15 protein-coding genes are annotated in these 17891 nt (G+C 55.1%); 8 read left to right on the top strand and 7 right to left on the bottom strand.

Going from position 1 to position 17891, the window contains the following annotated elements; translation table 11 throughout:
- Positions 1-109: 109 nt before the first annotated feature.
- The 3 genes from mnmG to asnC all read right to left on the bottom strand — a co-directional run bounded on the left by mnmG (position 110) and on the right by asnC (position 3380).
- Entirely contained in the window at positions 110-1999 is a 1890-nt protein-coding gene (mnmG, locus tag E5C26_RS00075; protein WP_135314549.1) for a tRNA uridine-5-carboxymethylaminomethyl(34) synthesis enzyme MnmG, read from the bottom strand.
- A gap of 381 nt (positions 2000-2380) precedes the next feature.
- Complete coding sequence (mioC, locus tag E5C26_RS00070; protein ID WP_135314548.1) at positions 2381-2821, bottom strand: FMN-binding protein MioC; 441 nt, start codon at positions 2819-2821, stop codon at positions 2381-2383.
- Positions 2822-2918: 97 nt separating this feature from the next.
- Positions 2919-3380 (bottom strand): transcriptional regulator AsnC, encoded by a 462-nt coding sequence (gene asnC / locus E5C26_RS00065; protein ID WP_004950461.1) that lies wholly within the window; start codon positions 3378-3380, stop codon positions 2919-2921.
- Positions 3381-3534: 154 nt separating this feature from the next.
- Between asnC and asnA the strand changes: the two genes are divergently transcribed.
- Positions 3535-4527: an aspartate--ammonia ligase gene (asnA, locus tag E5C26_RS00060; protein WP_135314547.1), complete on the top strand. Its 993-nt coding sequence runs from the start codon at positions 3535-3537 to the stop codon at positions 4525-4527.
- Positions 4528-4530: 3 nt separating this feature from the next.
- Here asnA and viaA read toward each other — a convergent pair whose 3' ends face one another.
- Both viaA and ravA read right to left on the bottom strand, forming a co-directional pair.
- The gene (gene viaA, locus E5C26_RS00055) at positions 4531-5994 is read right to left on the bottom strand and encodes an ATPase RavA stimulator ViaA (protein WP_135314546.1); all 1464 of its coding nucleotides are present in this window, start codon (positions 5992-5994) and stop codon (positions 4531-4533) included.
- 2 nt (positions 5995-5996) lie between these two features.
- The gene (gene ravA / locus E5C26_RS00050) at positions 5997-7505 is read right to left on the bottom strand and encodes an ATPase RavA (RefSeq protein ID WP_135314545.1); all 1509 of its coding nucleotides are present in this window, start codon (positions 7503-7505) and stop codon (positions 5997-5999) included.
- Between the two features lie 283 nt (positions 7506-7788).
- Between ravA and kup the strand changes: the two genes are divergently transcribed.
- From kup to rbsR, 7 genes are all read left to right on the top strand, one after another.
- The gene (kup, locus tag E5C26_RS00045) at positions 7789-9657 is read left to right on the top strand and encodes a low affinity potassium transporter Kup (protein ID WP_135314544.1); all 1869 of its coding nucleotides are present in this window, start codon (positions 7789-7791) and stop codon (positions 9655-9657) included.
- Positions 9658-9832: 175 nt separating this feature from the next.
- Positions 9833-10252, top strand: coding sequence for a D-ribose pyranase (rbsD, locus tag E5C26_RS00040; RefSeq protein WP_135314543.1), 420 nt, complete (start codon positions 9833-9835; stop codon positions 10250-10252).
- A gap of 7 nt (positions 10253-10259) precedes the next feature.
- Entirely contained in the window at positions 10260-11765 is a 1506-nt protein-coding gene (gene rbsA / locus E5C26_RS00035) for a ribose ABC transporter ATP-binding protein RbsA (RefSeq protein ID WP_135314542.1), read from the top strand.
- Positions 11766-11771: 6 nt separating this feature from the next.
- The gene (gene rbsC / locus E5C26_RS00030; RefSeq protein WP_135314541.1) at positions 11772-12737 is read left to right on the top strand and encodes a ribose ABC transporter permease; all 966 of its coding nucleotides are present in this window, start codon (positions 11772-11774) and stop codon (positions 12735-12737) included.
- Between the two features lie 24 nt (positions 12738-12761).
- Positions 12762-13649 carry a ribose ABC transporter substrate-binding protein RbsB gene (gene rbsB / locus E5C26_RS00025; RefSeq protein ID WP_026142602.1) on the top strand — a complete coding sequence of 296 codons (888 nt, stop codon included), beginning with the start codon at positions 12762-12764 and terminating at the stop codon, positions 13647-13649.
- Positions 13650-13716: 67 nt separating this feature from the next.
- Complete coding sequence (rbsK, locus tag E5C26_RS00020) at positions 13717-14643, top strand: ribokinase (protein ID WP_135314540.1); 927 nt, start codon at positions 13717-13719, stop codon at positions 14641-14643.
- A gap of 5 nt (positions 14644-14648) precedes the next feature.
- On the top strand, positions 14649-15650 hold the full coding sequence (rbsR, locus tag E5C26_RS00015) for a ribose operon transcriptional repressor RbsR (RefSeq protein WP_135314539.1): 1002 nt from the start codon (positions 14649-14651) through the stop codon (positions 15648-15650).
- Here rbsR and mdtD read toward each other — a convergent pair.
- Together mdtD and E5C26_RS00005 are read right to left on the bottom strand one after the other, a co-directional pair.
- Positions 15647-17062 carry a multidrug transporter subunit MdtD gene (gene mdtD / locus E5C26_RS00010; RefSeq protein ID WP_135314538.1) on the bottom strand — a complete coding sequence of 472 codons (1416 nt, stop codon included), beginning with the start codon at positions 17060-17062 and terminating at the stop codon, positions 15647-15649. The two genes, rbsR and mdtD, sit on opposite strands and share 4 nt — an antisense overlap.
- A gap of 64 nt (positions 17063-17126) precedes the next feature.
- Positions 17127-17816 (bottom strand): FadR/GntR family transcriptional regulator, encoded by a 690-nt coding sequence (locus E5C26_RS00005; RefSeq protein WP_135314537.1) that lies wholly within the window; start codon positions 17814-17816, stop codon positions 17127-17129.
- Positions 17817-17891: the final 75 nt, after the last annotated feature.

The following is a 17891-nucleotide window of genomic DNA, read 5'->3' as shown; positions in this document are numbered from 1 at the left end:
GCAAGCCAGGTAGGGGCTGCCCAAGAAGGTGACCATAATAATTCAGGCTTGAAACGATGTCAGCGGCCGTTTGCTTATCAAATAAACAAACGGTCGCCCAAAACAGGATTTATGCGCTGCGGCGCAGCAGCCCTTGCTTTTTCAGCCAAATCAGCAGAATTGAGATCGCCGCCGGCGTAATGCCAGAAATGCGTGACGCCTGGCCGATCGAATTCGGCTTGTGGTCATTGAGCTTGGCGATCACTTCATTCGACAGACCAGAAACTTGGCTGTAATCGAGATCCAACGGCAGCACGGTGTTCTCATTGCGCTGCTGTTTTTCGATCTCTTCCTGCTGACGAGCAATATAACCTTCGTATTTTACCTGGATCTCAACCTGCTCGGCGGCCTGGACATCGGCCAGCGGCGGTGCAAATGCCGCAACAGAGGTCAGTTGGGTGTAATCCATTTCCGGGCGACGCAGCAGTTCTTCACCGTTAGCCTCACGCGACAGCGGTGCTTTCAGCAGTGCGTTCACCTGCTCGACGTTTTCAGAGTGCGGATGCATCCAGATGTCGCGCAGGCGCTGACGTTCCTGTTCGATGTGCTCGAGCTTTTCGCTAAAGCGTGCCCAGCGGGCATCGTCCACCAGGCCCAGTTCGCGGCCTTTTTCCGTCAGGCGCAGATCGGCATTGTCTTCACGTAACATCAGGCGGTATTCGGCACGTGAAGTGAACATGCGGTACGGCTCTTTGGTACCCAGGGTGCTCAGATCGTCCACCAGCACGCCCAGATAAGCCTGATCGCGGCGTGGTGACCAGCCTTCGTCTTCATTGGCGTAGCGTCCGGCATTCAGGCCGGCCAACAGGCCCTGTGCAGCCGCTTCTTCGTAACCGGTAGTGCCGTTGATCTGTCCGGCAAAGAACAGGCCCTGAATAAATTTGCTTTCCAGTGTTGGCTTCAAATCACGAGGATCGAAGAAATCGTATTCGATGGCATAGCCAGGTCGAATGATTCGGGCATTCTGCATCCCTTCCATCGAACGAACGATCTGCATCTGTACGTCAAACGGCAGGCTGGTGGAGATGCCGTTTGGATAAATTTCATTGCTGGTCAGGCCTTCCGGCTCGAGGAAGATCTGGTGCGCGTTACGATCGGCAAAACGCATCACCTTGTCTTCGATCGACGGGCAGTAACGCGGCCCGATCCCTTCGATGATCCCGGCATACATCGGGCTGCGATCGAGGTTATTACGGATCACATCATGGGTTTTTTCATTGGTGTAGGTGATGTAACACGCCATTTGCTCGGGATGTTGCCCGGCGTTGCCCATGAACGAGAACACCGGGATCGGCGTATCACCGTGTTGAGGTGCCAGTACGCTGAAATCGATGCTGCGGGCATCGATACGCGGCGGTGTGCCGGTTTTCAGGCGGTTAACACGCAAAGGCAATTCACGCAGTCGCTGTGAAAGCGAGATCGATGGCGGATCTCCGGCACGGCCACCGCTGTAGTTTTCCAGGCCAATGTGGATCTTGCCGTCCAGGAAGGTCCCTACGGTCAGTACCACCGCCTTGGCGCGGAATTTCAGTCCCATTTGGGTCACGGCACCGACAACGCGATCGTTTTCGACGATCAGATCTTCGACGGGTTGCTGGAAGATCATCAGATTGGGCTGGTTCTCCAGGGCAGTACGTACCGCTTGACGATACAGTACCCGGTCAGCCTGAGCTCGGGTGGCTCGTACCGCAGGGCCCTTGCTGGCGTTTAGTATCCTAAACTGGATGCCCGCATGGTCGATCGCCGTGGCCATCAGGCCGCCAAGTGCATCAATTTCCTTAACCAGATGCCCCTTACCAATACCGCCAATCGCCGGGTTGCAAGACATTTGCCCCAGCGTATCGATATTGTGAGTCAGTAATAAAGTCTGACGTCCCATACGTGCCGCAGCCATAGCGGCTTCGGTACCGGCATGGCCACCACCGATGATGATGACGTCAAATTGCTCTGGATAAAACATGGAACTGCACCTCGTCGTATTGCGAACGATCGTTGTTTGCCCTGGGGTGGAGGATTCTACTCAAGTTTAGTCGATCGACCAAGTGGTCAGGATCCTTGAGTAATTAAAAGAAGATCTTTTTATTTAAAGATCTCTTTATTAGATCTCTTATTAGGATCGCGATCTTCTGTGGATAAGTGATTATTCGCGATTGAGATCAGCTAATTAAGGAGGATCGTTAGCTGTGAATGATCGGTGATCCTACGGCTTATAAGCTGGGATCTAAATGGCATGTTATGCACAGGACAAAAAGCGACCTAAGGTTGTTATTGGGATAACTACCGGTTTTACCCTGCTTTTAAGCTTAGTTATCCACAATCGTTCGGGTGATCTTTGAACAAATTAGAGTAAATTAATCCAATTTTTCACCCATTCCTCTGCTGGATCCTCAGGAATTTCGTGTTCTGTCACGTCGATCTCGAGCCGTTCGCCGATCCTTTTCGCTCCACGAGCAATCAGAAGATCGTCGATCTGTTGGATCGCACCACAGAAAGTATCGTATTCAGAGCTGCCCAAACCGACTGCGCCGAACTGCACCTGAGACAAGTCAGGACGCTGTTCTTCTATTTGTTCCAGCAGCGGTTGCAGGTTATCCGGTAAATCCCCGGCGCCATGGGTCGAAGACACCACCAGCCAGCGTCCGGACAGGGTCAGTTCATCCAATTCAGGGCCGTGCAGCGTCTCGGTAGTAAAGCCTGCGGCCTCCAGCTTTTCAGCCAGGTGCTCGGCTACATACTCGGCACTGCCAAGCGTACTGCCACTGATCAGAGTAATGTCTGCCATGAAATGAATGATCCCAACCTTCTCAAAGTGGCAGCATTGTACGCTGTGAATCGGCTGGGATCTACCTGTGGATAATATGGGTATAGTAAATAGTTGGCTAAGGGGTGATGGTACGCATGATGGGGTTCTGCAGCGAGATCAGGGTTTCAGTTGACTGGATCTCGTCAATTGTCTGGATCTTGTTGATAAGTACTTGTTGCAGCGCATCTATCGAGCGGCACATCACTTTGATGAAAACACTGTAGTGGCCGGTGGTGTAATAGGCCTCAACCACTTCCTCCAGGCTTTCGAGCTTTTTCAGTGCCGAAGGATAGTCTTTGGCACTCTTTAATATAATGCCGATAAAACAGCAGACATCGTAACCCAGGCGTTTGGGGTTCACGTCTACCCGCGCACCGGTGATGATACCGGCCTGTTTCATCTTCTCTACCCGCACATGAATGGTGCCGGGGCTGACGGCAAAGTTCTTCGCCAGTTCGGCATAAGGTGTGCGCGCGTTTTCCATCAAGGCATTAAGGATGCCGCGATCGAGATTATCGATCTGATAATTTTCAGCCATTTAATCCCCCACTAATTGCGGATTGTTGAATTATTACCGCATCAAAATGAACGATTAAAAGTGAAAAGGCAATATTGATTAACGGATATTGAATTGTGGTGCCGTTCTGTTGCTTAATCGTTGGCAACGAGACAGGTTTATAAGAGATACGGCAATGAAAAAACAATTTATTCAAAAACAACAACAAATCAGCCTGGTTAAATCCTTTTTCTCCCGCCAGTTGGAACAACAGCTTGGCCTGATTGAAGTGCAGGCGCCAATCCTCAGCCGTTTGGGTGACGGAACCCAGGACAACCTGTCCGGCAGCGAGAAAGCGGTACAGGTAAAGGTGAAAACCCTGCCGGATGCCACTTTCGAAGTGGTGCACTCGCTGGCTAAATGGAAACGTAAAACACTGGGCAGCTATGATTTCGGTGCCGGTGAAGGCCTGTATACCCATATGAAAGCACTGCGTCCGGACGAAGATCGTCTGAGCGCCATCCATTCGGTCTACGTTGATCAATGGGACTGGGAGCGGGTGATGGGCGATGGCGAACGCAGCCAGGATTACCTGGAAAGCACCGTGCGCAGCATTTATGCGGCGATTAAGGCGACTGAAGGCGAAGTGAGCCGCGAATACGGCTTAACCCCTTTCCTGCCGGAGCAAATCCATTTTGTGCACAGCGAAACCCTGCTGCAACGCTACCCAGAGCTGGATGCCAAAGGTCGTGAGCGGGCGATTACCAAAGAGCTGGGCGCGGTATTCCTGATGGGGATTGGTGGCAAACTGTCGCACGGCAAATCACATGATGTGCGTGCGCCGGATTATGATGACTGGACTACCCCAGCAGCTGCAGGGCTGGCCGGTTTGAACGGCGATATTCTGGTATGGAACCCGGTACTGCAGGATGCCTTCGAACTTTCTTCGATGGGGATCCGCGTTGACGCCAGCGCGCTGAAACGCCAATTGGCACAGACCGGTGATGAAGATCGCCTGGCGCTGGAATGGCATCAGTCACTGCTGCGTGGCGAGATGCCACAAACTATCGGTGGCGGTATCGGTCAGTCGCGCCTGGTGATGCTATTGCTGCAACTGTCGCACATCGGGCAGGTACAGTGCGGCGTGTGGTCACCTCAGGTACGTGAGGCGGTAGAAGGGCTGCTGTAATACTCAGCGCCGCCAGCGGCGCATTAAGCGGCTTTTTAACCCGGTATCAAAGCGCCAGATATGATCGAAGATGCGCATGATACCGGGCTTGCCGTAGTTGGACATCGCCACTGCGTGAAAGCGTTGCTGGTGGTTTTGCTGCTGTTGTTTAACCTTCTTTATTATCTCTTCCGGCAATCGCTGGGCAATAAAGTCAGAAATGATCACCGCGTCGGCGTCGAACCAGCCGCTTTCCGTCATTTTGCTCAACGTGGCATTCAGGCAGGCCGCCAGATCGGTACCGCCGCGAAAATGCTGGCCGAGAAAGCGCACCGCCTGCTCAATACCGCTGGCAGCAGTCAGTTCGTAATGTACGATCTGGTTGGCGAACAGCATGATGTAGCAGCGGCGGTTATCCGCCAGCGCAATGCGTAACAGTGCCAGACAGAAAGCCTTGGCGCACTGCTCGTTGAAACCGCCCATCGAACCAGAGGTATCCACACAGACAATAAACGGCCCGCGCGGTTGTTGATCCTGCTGCTGGTGGGTGACCTGGCGAATATGGATCTGTTCCTGCCAGACATCGCCCTGCAGGCGATAGCTCAATAGCCGTTTCTCCAGCAGGCGGCGGTAAAACTCAAACTCCAGCTCTTCAATGCCCAGCGTGACCAACTCGGGCGGCAACAGGCGCAGAATATCGTCGCTCTGGTGAATGCCGCTGACCTCTTCCGGCAGCGTGGCCGGTACCTGTACCATCACGCGGAACGGCTCCGGCAAGGCGTCCTGCTGTTGCACCGCCTTGGCCTGATAGCTACGCCCAAGCTGCTGTGCCAGCTTTTTCAGTTCCGGTTGCTGCTGCAAGAAATTGCCGTATTCCACCAGCCGTTGATAGTCACCCCGTTGCAGATGGCCTTTACTCATATCCCACAGTCGCCCGGCAGCGGTGTCGTTTTCCGACAGCAGCGGCTCCAGTGCACCACTCAGCGCCAGACGTTCCTGCAGCTCCGCCATCAACTGTTCGCGTTCCTGTTCCAGCAATTGGTGATGCATCATGGTGGCCTGCAGCGTCAGGCTGATGCGCCAGCGCTGCAGAAACAGGGTTTGGAAGCTGTCGTCCAGCGGATGGTTGGGCAGATCGGCGGCGTCCACCAGTGAGCGCGCCTGCTCATAAAAGGGGGAAACCAGCTGGCGCAGCAGATCCAGGGTGTCATTAAGGTTATGGAAGAACTGGGTGTTGTTCTCTAGCTGGCACTGTTGATAACGATAGAATTCCTGTGCCAGCGCGGGCGGCACCATGGCTTCATGCAGGCGCTCTTTCAGTTGTAGCTTCCAGCGTGGCAGGTCGCGATCCAGCGCCCGGCGGATGGCCGGAAACTTTTTGAAGAAAATCGACAGCTGCGGCGCCGCCAGCATGCCGATGATCATCTCCTCGATCAGCTCACCTTCGGTGATCGCCAGCAGCAGATCGAGCGTTTCCAGGCTGAGCATAATTACTGGCCGCGCATTTGCTGGTGCTGCTGTTTGATTTGTTCCGCCACCTGCAGCAGGCTGGCTTCAATTTTTGCCAGCCTGGCGGCAGGGGTAAACAGGCAGGGCTGATGCTGACTGAACAACCGACGCTGTTCTGCCAGGCGCTGCGCCAACTGATCCATTTCGTCCAGCATTGCCTGCGGCGTGCCGCTGGTCTGTTTGCCGGGCTGGGCCAGTAGAGAGGGCTGGCGGCTGACGTCCAACACCGTCAGATGCAGTTGCTCGTCGACTTCCAGGTCTACCTGCTGAGCAAAACCAATGCCGTTCAGCTTGGCGCGTACGTCACCGCCTTTTTGCAGCCAATTTTCCAGCGCGCTGTTTTCAATACTCAGATGGTTGACCTGAATATCATGCAGTTGCAGCGGTTTTTGCAGCAACAGGGTCAGGGTGCCGGTACCGAGCGGCGTTGCCAGGGCAAACTGGGGCTTTCTGCTGAACATTCCGCCCTTTTTTACCAATGTAATAGCCTGACTGTCGCTCTGCTGTTGTTGATGCTGTAGCCAGCGGGTATGGATCTGTTGCAGTTGGATCAACAACGTTTGCTGTTGATAGGCCGACTCGTTCAGCAACTGCTCAACTTGCTGTTGCAGCAGTTTCAGTGAGCTGAGGTCGTGCCACAGGCAGTCTTTCAGCAGCAGCAGGTCGATCGGCGCCACGGCGTCGCGACCGCTGAAGAAGGCACAGGCCTGCAACAGTCGCAGCGCTTTTTTCCAGCGACGATCGGAAACGTAAGGGGCACTTTCCAGCGCATCGAGTCGTTGGCGCAGTTGGAATATCAGTTCAAAGCAATTTTCAGGCAGCTTGATTTTGTCGATCTGCGGTTGCCACTGGTGATATTCCTCGTCACTGATGCTCAGTGCTTCGGGCACCGGGTTTTCATTCTCGTTCTGGCGGCTGACCAGCAGTGAGCGGAAATTCTGTTTATCCTGCACTTTATCCAACCACAGGCGTATCAACATGCGGTCATACAAGGCTTCCAGACTGTTGTCGGCTTCCGGCAGTTCGTTGGAGGCGGTGACCAGCAGCCGCAGCGGGATAGGTTCTTCATTATTACCGTTACGGAAACGGCGTTCGTTAATCGCCGTCAGCAGGGTATTGAGGATCGCCGGGCCGGCCTTCCAGATTTCATCCAGAAAGACGATTTCTGCCTCGGGCAGATAGCCGGCGGTCAGGCGCTGGTAGCGCCCTTCATCTTTTAAAGCCTGGATCGATAATGGGCCGAAGACTTCTTCCGGCGTTGAGAAGCGCGTCATTAGATATTCAAACGAACGTGCGCTGCGAAAGGCGAATTTTAACCGGCGGGCAATCAGGCTTTTGGCGATGCCCGGTGGACCAAGCAGAAACACGCTTTCACCACTGAGCGCTGCCAGCAAACACAGGCGAATGGCTTCCTGCCGTTCATAAAGACCGCTCTCCAGCGCGCTGCTGAGGCGGGATATTCGTTCTGCAAGAAGTGATGATGGCGCCATATTATTGTCGTGTTGTCCGAGAGTTAGCCAATCTTGGTGGATAATCCGATGATAAACCACCATTATTTTTAATGGTATAGCTTGTTGATTAGTAAAATTTTTCTATTATCAAAAGGGCGGCTGGTTCACATTTTGTTTATTTTTAAGCTCTGATATAAGGATAGGCAAGCAGTATAAATCGTGCATACTGTGCGCCTTTTAGTGGGCGTAACGGATCTTAGAGCCCGTATCTCTGGCTGATGCGGATGCATCGCTAACGGATGTTCTAATAAAGAAACGAATTATGAGCACAGAGCATAAACAGTCCTTATCGGCGGTAACCCTGGCGGCAATTGGGGTGGTTTACGGTGATATCGGCACCAGCCCTCTCTATACTCTTCGAGAGTGTTTCTCCGGCCATTACGGCTTCGATGTTCGTCCAGATGTGGTCTTCGGTTTTCTTTCGCTGATCTTCTGGATGTTAATCATCATTGTTTCCCTCAAATATCTTACCTATGTCATGCGGGCGGATAACGCCGGTGAAGGGGGGATATTGACGCTGATGTCGCTGGCCGGGCGCCATACTTCGGCGCGGACAACGTCCATATTGGTGATCCTGGGTCTGATTGGCGGCAGCTTCTTTTATGGTGAGGTGGTGATCACCCCGGCGATATCGGTGATGTCGGCGATAGAAGGCCTCGAAATTGCCGCGCCGTCGCTTGATGGCTATATCGTCCCGCTGTCGATTCTGGTATTGACCCTGCTGTTCGCCATCCAAAAGCATGGCACCGGCAGCGTCGGCAAGCTGTTTGCGCCGGTAATGCTGCTGTGGTTTATCGTTCTGGCGGTGTTGGGAGCCCGTAGCATCATGGCCAACCCGGAGGTGCTGCAGGCGCTAAACCCGAAATGGGCGCTGAACTTCTTTATCGAATACAAGAAGGTTTCGTTCTTTGCGCTGGGTGCGGTAGTGCTGTCGATCACCGGCGTTGAGGCGCTGTACGCCGATATGGGGCACTTTGGCAAATTCCCTATTCGTCTGGCCTGGTTCACCGTGGTGTTGCCTTCGCTGGTGCTGAATTATTTCGGCCAGGGTGCCTTGCTGCTGAAAAATCCTGAGGCAATTAAAAACCCGTTCTTCCTGCTGGCGCCCGATTGGGCGCTGGTCCCGCTGTTGATACTGGCAACGCTGGCCACGGTTATCGCTTCACAGGCGGTGATCTCCGGCGTGTTTTCACTGACCCGCCAGGCGGTGCGTCTGGGTTACCTGTCACCGATGCGTATCATCCATACTTCGGAAATGGAGTCCGGCCAAATCTATATTCCGGTGATCAACTGGACGTTGTATATCGCGGTCGTGCTGGTGATTATTGGTTTCGAACACTCCAGCAATCTGGCGGCGGCATACGGTATCGCCGTGACCGGCACCATGGTACTGACCAGTATTCTGGTGACCTCGGTGGCGATCAAAAATTGGCACTGGAACCGTTTCTTCGCCGTCGGCATTCTGGCTGTCTTGCTGATTATCGATGTGCCGATGTTCTCCGCCAACGCCTTGAAGCTGTTCTCCGGCGGTTGGTTGCCGTTGCTGTTGGCGCTGATGATGTTCATCATCATGACCACCTGGAAGAGCGAGCGTTTCCGCCTGCTGCGCCGCATGCACGAACACGGTAACTCCCTCGAGGCAATGATCGCCTCACTGGAAAAATCACCGCCGGTACGGGTGCCGGGGACTGCGGTCTTTATGTCGCGTGCCATCAACGTGATCCCTTTTGCTCTGTTGCATAACCTGAAACACAATAAGGTGCTGCATGAGCGAGTGGTGCTGTTGACGCTGCGCACTGAAGACGCACCTTACGTCCACAACGTGCGGCGGGTGACCATCGAACAGCTTTCACCGACCTTCTGGCGGGTGGTGGCCAGCTACGGCTGGCGTGAAACGCCGAACGTGGAGGAAGTGTTCCACCGCTGTGGGCTGGAAGGGCTGCCATGCCGGATGACGGAAACCTCGTTCTTTATGTCGCACGAGTCGTTAATCCTGACCAAACGGCCTTGGTACCTGTTCCTGCGCGGCAAGCTGTTTATCGCGCTGAGCCGCAACGCGCTGCGTGCGCCGGACCAGTTTGAGATCCCACCCAATAGGGTGATCGAACTGGGGACCCAGGTCGAGATTTAACTTCCCCTCAAGGGCTCAGCAACGGCTGGGCCCTTTCTGTTTATGTTCTCGGTAACACGAGCGAAACGTTTCGATGACGATCACATTTCTGCACTGTCCCGGTTGCCTTCTGTTGGCGTTTTTTTACACTCCAGACACAAGCGAAACGTTTCGCTGGTGGAGTGAGAAGAAAAAGATGAAAAAAGGCGTGCTGCTGAATGCTGATGTTTCTGCCGTGGTTTCCCGCCTCGGCCATACCGACCAGATCGCCATCTGTGATGCGGGGCTGCCTATTCCGGCGGCAACGCAGCGTATCGATCTGGCACTGACCCAGGGTGTGCCGACGTTTTTGCAGGTGGTCGGGGTGGTGACGCAGGAAATGCAGGTAGAGAGCGCCATTCTGGCGGAAGAGATAGTTAAACAAAATCCGCAGCTCCATCGTGCGTTGTTGGCTCAACTGACCGAACTTGGCCAACACCAGGGCAATACCATCAGCGTGAGCTATATCAGCCACAGTGCGTTCAAAGCGCAAACTGCACATAGCCGGGCAGTGATCCGCAGCGGGGAATGCTCGCCGTATGCGAATGTCATCCTCTGCGCCGGCGTAACTTTCTGAGGCATTTATGCAACCTTTACTGCAACTGAAAGGGATCGATAAAGCCTTTCCCGGCGTGAAGGCGCTTTCCGGCGCCGCACTCAGCGTTTATCCCGGCAAGGTGATGGCGCTGGTGGGGGAAAACGGTGCCGGGAAATCCACCATGATGAAAGTGCTGACCGGCATTTATAACAAGGACGCCGGCAGTCAGTATTTTCTTGGTAAAGAGGTGGCATTCAATGGGCCAAAAGATTCGCAAGAAGCGGGTATTGGCATTATCCATCAGGAGCTGAACCTGATCCCACAGTTGACGATCGCGGAAAACATCTTCCTCGGGCGCGAATTTGTGAACCGCATTGGCCGCATTGACTGGAAGCGCATGTATGCCGAAGCCGACAAACTGTTGGCGCGGTTAAACCTGAGTTACAGCAGCCACCGGCTGGTGGGCGAGCTGTCGATCGGCGATCAGCAGATGGTGGAAATCGCCAAGGTGCTGAGCTTCGAATCCAAAGTGATCATTATGGATGAACCGACGGATGCGCTAACCGACACGGAAACCGCCTCTTTATTTAAAGTGATCAACGAGCTGAAGGCCGAAGGGCGCGGCATTGTTTATATTTCACATCGCCTGAAAGAGATCTTTGAAATTTGCGACGACGTCACAGTGTTTCGTGACGGGCAGTTTATTGCCGAGCGGCCGGTCAGCGAGCTGCAGGAAGATTCACTGATAGAAATGATGGTTGGCCGCAAGCTGGAAGAACAGTACCCACGTCTGAATCAGCCGCGCGGTGAAAAGCGACTGGAGGTCAGCCAGGTTTCCGGCCCGGGTGTGAATGACGTCAGCTTTACCCTGTACCGGGGCGAAATTCTTGGTGTGGCCGGGCTGATGGGCGCCGGGCGTACCGAACTGATGAAAATTCTCTACGGTGCCGCGCCGCGCAAATCCGGTACCGTCAGCCTCGATGGTCGCCCGGTGGTTACCCATTCTCCGCAGGACGGCCTGGCGAACGGCATTGTGTATATCTCCGAAGACCGCAAGCGCGATGGCCTGGTGCTGGGGATGTCGGTGAAGGAAAACATGTCGCTGACGGCACTGCGCTATTTCAGCCGGGCCGGGGGCAGCCTGAAACAGGCGGAAGAGCAGCAGGCCGTGGGCGACTTCATCCGTTTGTTCAATATCAAGACGCCGTCGATGGAACAGCCGATCGGCCTGCTCTCCGGTGGTAACCAACAGAAAGTGGCGATCGCCCGTGGCCTGATGACGCGGCCAAAGGTGCTGATCCTCGATGAGCCGACACGCGGTGTCGATGTCGGTGCAAAAAAAGAAATCTATCAGTTAATCAACCAGTTCAAACAGGAAGGGCTGAGCATCATTCTGGTGTCTTCGGAAATGCCGGAGGTGCTGGGCATGAGCGACCGCATCCTGGTGATGCACGAAGGACATCTCAGCGGTGAATTCCCGATTGAACAGGCCACCCAGGAAGCGTTGATGGCTGCGGCCGTTGGCAAGCAATACGGCGTAAAGCAGGAGTAATCAGATATGAGTTCCCAAAGTGCGGCAAAGCGCTGGTTCAGTAAAGAGTGGTTGTTAGAGCAAAAATCACTGATTGCTCTGCTGGTGCTGATCGCCGTGGTCTCTTCAATGAGTCCGAATTTCTTCACCGTAAACAACCTGTTCAATATTCTGCAGCAAACCTCGGTGAACGCCATTATGGCGGTGGGGATGACGCTGGTGATCCTGACCTCCGGCATCGATTTGTCGGTGGGATCGCTGCTGGCCCTGACCGGCGCGGTGGCAGCATCGATCGTCGGTTTTGAAGTTAACGCGGTGGTGGCCGTGGCGGCGGCTCTGGCATTGGGGGCGGCAGTCGGCGCCTGTACCGGGGTGATCGTAGCCAAAGGCAAGGTGCAGGCGTTTATCGCTACTTTGGTGATGATGCTGCTGTTACGCGGTGTCACCATGGTGTACACCAACGGCAGCCCGGTGAACACCGGCTTTACCGACGTGGCCGATAGCTTCGGCTGGTTCGGCATTGGCCGTCCGCTGGGTGTTCCCACCCCGATCTGGATCATGGCGATCGTGTTTATCGCCGCCTGGTACATGCTGCACCATACCCGTCTGGGTCGCTATATTTATGCCCTGGGCGGTAACGAAGCGGCGACCCGCCTGTCGGGTATCAGCGTCGATAAAGTGAAGATTATCGTTTATTCACTTTGTGGACTGTTGGCGGCGCTGGCGGGGGTGATCGAAGTGGCGCGCTTGTCTTCCGCGCAGCCCACCGCCGGTACCGGCTATGAGTTGGATGCCATTGCTGCGGTGGTGCTGGGTGGTACCAGCCTGGCCGGTGGCAAGGGCCGCATTGTCGGTACGTTGATCGGGGCGCTGATCCTTGGCTTCCTGAACAACGGTCTGAATTTACTGGGTGTTTCTTCCTACTACCAAATGATCGTGAAGGCAGTGGTGATACTGCTGGCGGTTCTGGTAGAGAACAAAAGCAACAAATAACCTCCCCCTACAGGAATCACGATGATGAAAATGAAAAAACTGGCAATTCTGGCTTCAGCCTTCGCGCTGAGCGCCACCCTGAGTGCTAACGCACTGGCTAAAGACACCATCGCGCTGGTGGTTTCTACCCTGAACAACCCGTTCTTTGTCTCAATGAAAGAGGGCGCACAGCAGGAAGCCAATAAGCTGGGTTACAACCTGGTGGTGCTGGACTCGCAAAACAACCCGGCGAAAGAACTGGCGAACGTGCAGGATCTGATGGTGCAGGCACCCAAGTTGTTGCTGATTAACCCAACCGATTCCGATGCGGTCGGCAACGCCATCAAGATGGCCAACCAGGCCAAGATCCCGGTCATCACCCTGGACCGGGTGGCGAGCAAAGGCGAAGTGGTCAGCCATATCGCTTCTGATAACCGCGTCGGCGGTAAAATGGCCGGTGACTTTATCGCTAAAAAAGTGGGCACAGACGCCAAAGTGATCCAACTGGAAGGGATCGCCGGTACCTCCGCCGCCCGTGAACGTGGCGAAGGCTTCAAACAGTCGCTGGATCAGAACAAATTCAAACTGCTGGCCAGCCAGCCGGCAGACTTTGACCGTACCAAAGGCTTGAACGTGATGCAGAACCTGCTGACCGCTCATCCGGACGTGCAGGCGGTGTTTGCCCAGAACGATGAAATGGCACTGGGTGCACTGCGTGCGCTGCAAACCGCCGGTAAAACCGACGTGGTCGTGGTAGGCTTCGATGGCACCGCTGACGGCGTGAAAGCGGTTGAAGGCGGCAAACTGGCAGCGACCGTGGCGCAGCGCCCGGATCAGATCGGTGTGATTGGTGTTGAAACGGCGGATAAAGTGTTGAAAGGCGAAAAAGTGCCGGCCACTATCCCGGTTGATCTCAAGCTGGTCACCAAATAACACTCTGTAGCACCAGCGCCATCAAAACGGGGCGTTTATGATGGCGCGCAATTCAGGAATCAATGCGATGGCAACAGGTAAGCTGGTGGTTCTGGGCAGTATCAATGCCGACCATATCCTCAATATTGAGCAGTTTCCCCAACCGGGCGAAACGGTGATCGGGAAGCAGTATAAAGTGGCGTTTGGCGGCAAAGGCGCCAACCAGGCGGTGGCGGCAGGGCGCAGCGGCGCGGATATCGCCTTTATTGCCTGCGTGGGCGCTGATGACATTGGCGAACGCATTCGCCAGCAACTGGCGACCGATCGCATTGATACCCAACCGATTGAGGCGATTGCCGAAAACACTACCGGCGTCGCGCTGATTTTTGTTAATGCTGAAGGCGAGAATGTGATCGGCATTGATGCCGGCGCCAATGCGGCAGTGACTCCCGACTATCTGGCCCGCTATCAGCAAAAAGTGATCGATGCCGACGCGCTGCTGATGCAGCTCGAGTCGCCGTTGGAGACGGTTATCACCGCCGCCGGCCTGGCGAAACAGCATCAGACTCAGGTGATCCTCAATCCTGCGCCGGCGCGTGAACTGCCGGACGAATTATTGGCGATGATCGATATGATTACGCCAAACGAAACTGAAGCCCAACGCCTGACAGGTATTGCGGTCAATAATGATGATGACGCCGCGCGAGCCGCACAGGCTTTGCATAATAAAGGCATTGCCACGGTGATCATCACCCTTGGCAGCCGTGGCGTTTGGCTGAGCGAGAACGGCAAGGGTAAGCTGGTGCCCGGCTTTAGGGTTAAAGCGGTAGACACCATCGCCGCCGGCGATACCTTCAACGGGGCGCTGGTCACTGCGCTGCTGGAAGGTAAAACCATGGCAGAGGCGGTACGCTTCGCCCATGCGGCGGCGGCCATTGCGGTGACCCGTCCTGGCGCGCAGCCTTCCGTACCCTGGCGCGAAGAGATCGACACCTTCTTGCAGCAGCAGGAGTAATCCTTTTGGCCACCATGAAAGACGTCGCCCGCCTGGCGGGCGTTTCAACCTCGACGGTCTCGCACGTCATTAATGACAATCGTTTTGTCAGCGACAGCGTGCGAGCCAAAGTCATGGCGGCCGTTGAACAACTGAACTATGCGCCTTCTGCGCTGGCGCGCAGCCTCAAACTGAACCAGACGCGTACCATCGGCATGCTGGTGACCTCCAGCAATAACCCGTTTTATGCCGAAGTGGTGCGTGGCGTTGAGCGCAGTTGCTATGAACGTGGTTACAGCCTGATCCTGTGCAATACCGAAGAAGATGCCGCACGCATGAATCGCAACATGGAGACGCTGCTGCAAAAGCGCGTCGATGGTTTGCTGTTGATGTGCACCGAAAATCATCGGCCATCGCAGGACGCGCTGAGTCGCTATCCTTCGTTACCGATAGTCATGATGGATTGGGCGCCGTTCGAAGGGGCCAACGATATCATTCAGGATAACTCGCTGCTGGGCGGTGAGATGGCGACCGATCACCTGATCGCCCGTGGGTATCGCAAGATTGCCTGCATCGCCGGCCCACAGGATAAAACTACTGCCCGCCACCGGTTGGAGGGCTACCGTCGCGCCATGCAGCGCGCCGGGTTAGCCGTCTTGCCGGGGTACGAAGTGCACTGCGATTTTGAATTTGAAGGCGGCGTGGATGCCATGAAGCAACTGCTGGCGCTGGCTGAACCCCCGCATGCGGTATTCGCCGGTAACGATGCGGTAGCCGTAGGTGCCTATCAGGCGCTGTATCAGGCTGGGCTATCGGTGCCGCAGGATATGGCGGTGATGGGCTACGATGATATAGAGCTGGCCAAATATCTGGCACCACCGTTAAGCACCATTCACCAACCGAAAGATTCACTGGGGGAATTGGCGATTGATACGCTGATTAACCGCCTGCAGAACCCGGAACGTGAAGCCCAGGTTCTGGTGTTAACCCCTGAGCTGGTGGAGCGAGCCTCGGTCGGTCACCGTTAGCCTGCGGTTTTAACCGGTTTCTTCGGGTCCTGGCCGCTGATCAGGTTACGGCCGTCCTTTCTTCTCAGCAGCATAAACACAAACGCCGACGCCACGGTGACAATTCCCATGGTAATAAAGGTGTAGTGAAAGTGATCAACCATGGTCCCCGGTGACATGGTTTGATAAAAACGCAGCACCGCCGCGCTGATCGCCACCCCGAAGCTAATAGAAAGCTGTTGAGTCACTGCCAGCACGCTGTTGCCGGAGCTGGCGTTGGCATCGTTCAAATCTGCCAGGCTGATGGTATTCATGGCGGTGAATTGCGTAGACATTGCCATCCCCAGCACAAACAATGGCAGGATCATCAGCCATAGCGGCATCCCCGGGCTTTGCAGTGCAAACTGGGCAATCAGCACACCGATAATCATGGTGATACCCACCAGAGTTTTACGATAGCCGAACCAGCGCAGTACCTGAGTGACGGTGGATTTCGCCATCAATGAGCCGACCGCCGTCGGCGCCATCATGCAACCGGCAATAATCGCCGAGTAACCGAAACCCACCTGCAACATCAGTGGCATCAGGAACGGCACGCAGCCGGTCCCCAGCCGTGAGGCAACGTTACCTGCAATCCCCACCGAGAAGGTTCGGGTCTGGAACAGGTCCAGGCCAATCAGCGGTTGAGGGTGCCTGCGAGCATGGACGATGTAGCCGAACAGCATCACGACCCCACTGAGTAAAATACCCAGCGAGATATAGCTGGCCAGTACCTGTTCGCCAAACAGCTCAAGCCCGGTGGAAACCAGTACCAGGCTCAGCCCAAACAGCATAAAACCAATAAAGTCGAAGCGACGTTTGGGGGTGGTAAAGTCCGGCATATATTTACGCGCATAGAAGATACCGAGCAGGCCAATCGGGATATTGATAAGGAAAATCCAGTGCCAGGTGGCGTAGGTCACCAGCCAGCCGCCCAGCATCGGCCCCATGATCGGCCCAACCAGCCCCGGCATGGTCACGAAGTTCAGCACCGGCAACAGTTCGCTGCGTGGGTAGGCGCGCAGCAGAGCCAGGCGCGCCACCGGCATCATCATTGCGCCACCGATCCCCTGAATGACGCGCGACGTCACCAGTACACTTAACGTCGGAGAAAGCGCGCACAGCAAGGAACCGAGAGTAAACAGCGATACCGCGACGATAAACACCCGGCGGGTACCGAAGCGATCAGCCAGCCAGCCGCTGACCGGGATCAGCATCGCTACCGTCAGGGTATAGCTGATAACCGCCGACTGCATCGCCAACGGCGAGCGCTCAAGACTTTGAGCTATCGCCGGCAATGCCGTATTGAGGATGGTGGCATCCAGTGCCTGCATAAAGAACGCCATGGCGGCGATCCAGGGTAGCCCTGCCATACTGCGCGCGGATTTAGTCATTGTGAGTTCCGGTTAACTGTCGTCTTCGTCCCTTTCATCTTCTTCTATATATAAGAAGGGGGCGTTAGTCTTTCTCTCTGAGCAACACCTGGCAGGCGGTTAATGCCGCAGCGCTGTCACCGGCGAGTATCGCATCGACGATGGCCTGATGGTGCTGGAGCTTAATCACTTCGTTGCCGGTGATGGCGCGGAAGTAACTTTGATATACCGAACTGAACAGATTGGCAAACGAGGTCAGAAATGGGTTGCCGCTGGCTTCATAGATCAGCTGGTGGAATTGGGTATCCACCTGGATCCAGTGCTCCCGGTCGAACTGGGTATGCAGGGCGCGCATTTCCGCCATCAGTTCAGCCAGTCGTGCGGTTTGTTGATGGCTGGCATTGGCCGCCGCCAGTGAACAGGCCTGAGGCTCCAGTGAGGTACGCAATATAAGGAAGTGTTGCATGACCTGATCGAAGTTTTCCTTGGTCATCCACCAGGTCAGCAAATCCTGATCGAGAAAGTTCCACTGGCTTTGTGGCATTACCCGGGTCCCAATGCGTGGCCGGGGTAACAGCATACCTTTGGCGGCCAGCATCTTCACGGCTTCGCGTACCGCTGTGCGGCTAACGCCGAATTGTTCGCCCAGTTCCATCTCCCCGGGCAGGATGCTGCCGGCCTGATAATCGCCTGCCAGAATTTGTTGGCCGAGTTTTTCTGCGAGTAGATAAGAAAGATTGCGCTGGGCGGCCTGTTGTTGAGCATTAAATTGCATGGCTGCGAGTCCTTACTGACATTGTTACTCTTATTTTACTCTACGGATCGCCAGCTTTTGCGGCTGTTTACCGGA

The organism is Serratia proteamaculans, assembly GCF_004684015.1.
Classification (GTDB): Bacteria; Pseudomonadota; Gammaproteobacteria; order Enterobacterales; family Enterobacteriaceae; genus Serratia; species Serratia proteamaculans_F.
The sequence above is the reverse complement of the archived record's forward strand: the minus strand, read 5'-3'. Positions and strand labels throughout refer to the sequence as shown.

Excerpts from the sequence above, each read along its gene's own strand:
- mnmG (WP_135314549.1), bottom strand. The coding sequence starts at position 1,999 with ATGTTTTATCCAGAGCAATTTGACGTCATCATCATCGGTGGTGGCCAT.
- mioC (WP_135314548.1), bottom strand. The coding sequence starts at position 2,821 with ATGGCAGACATTACTCTGATCAGTGGCAGTACGCTTGGCAGTGCCGAG.
- asnC (WP_004950461.1), bottom strand. The coding sequence starts at position 3,380 with ATGGCTGAAAATTATCAGATCGATAATCTCGATCGCGGCATCCTTAAT.
- asnA (WP_135314547.1), top strand. The coding sequence starts at position 3,535 with ATGAAAAAACAATTTATTCAAAAACAACAACAAATCAGCCTGGTTAAA.
- viaA (WP_135314546.1), bottom strand. The coding sequence starts at position 5,994 with ATGCTCAGCCTGGAAACGCTCGATCTGCTGCTGGCGATCACCGAAGGT.
- ravA (WP_135314545.1), bottom strand. The coding sequence starts at position 7,505 with ATGGCGCCATCATCACTTCTTGCAGAACGAATATCCCGCCTCAGCAGC.
- kup (WP_135314544.1), top strand. The coding sequence starts at position 7,789 with ATGAGCACAGAGCATAAACAGTCCTTATCGGCGGTAACCCTGGCGGCA.
- rbsD (WP_135314543.1), top strand. The coding sequence starts at position 9,833 with ATGAAAAAAGGCGTGCTGCTGAATGCTGATGTTTCTGCCGTGGTTTCC.
- rbsA (WP_135314542.1), top strand. The coding sequence starts at position 10,260 with ATGCAACCTTTACTGCAACTGAAAGGGATCGATAAAGCCTTTCCCGGC.
- rbsC (WP_135314541.1), top strand. The coding sequence starts at position 11,772 with ATGAGTTCCCAAAGTGCGGCAAAGCGCTGGTTCAGTAAAGAGTGGTTG.
- rbsB (WP_026142602.1), top strand. The coding sequence starts at position 12,762 with ATGAAAATGAAAAAACTGGCAATTCTGGCTTCAGCCTTCGCGCTGAGC.
- rbsK (WP_135314540.1), top strand. The coding sequence starts at position 13,717 with ATGGCAACAGGTAAGCTGGTGGTTCTGGGCAGTATCAATGCCGACCAT.
- mdtD (WP_135314538.1), bottom strand. The coding sequence starts at position 17,062 with ATGACTAAATCCGCGCGCAGTATGGCAGGGCTACCCTGGATCGCCGCC.
- E5C26_RS00005 (WP_135314537.1), bottom strand. The coding sequence starts at position 17,816 with ATGCAATTTAATGCTCAACAACAGGCCGCCCAGCGCAATCTTTCTTAT.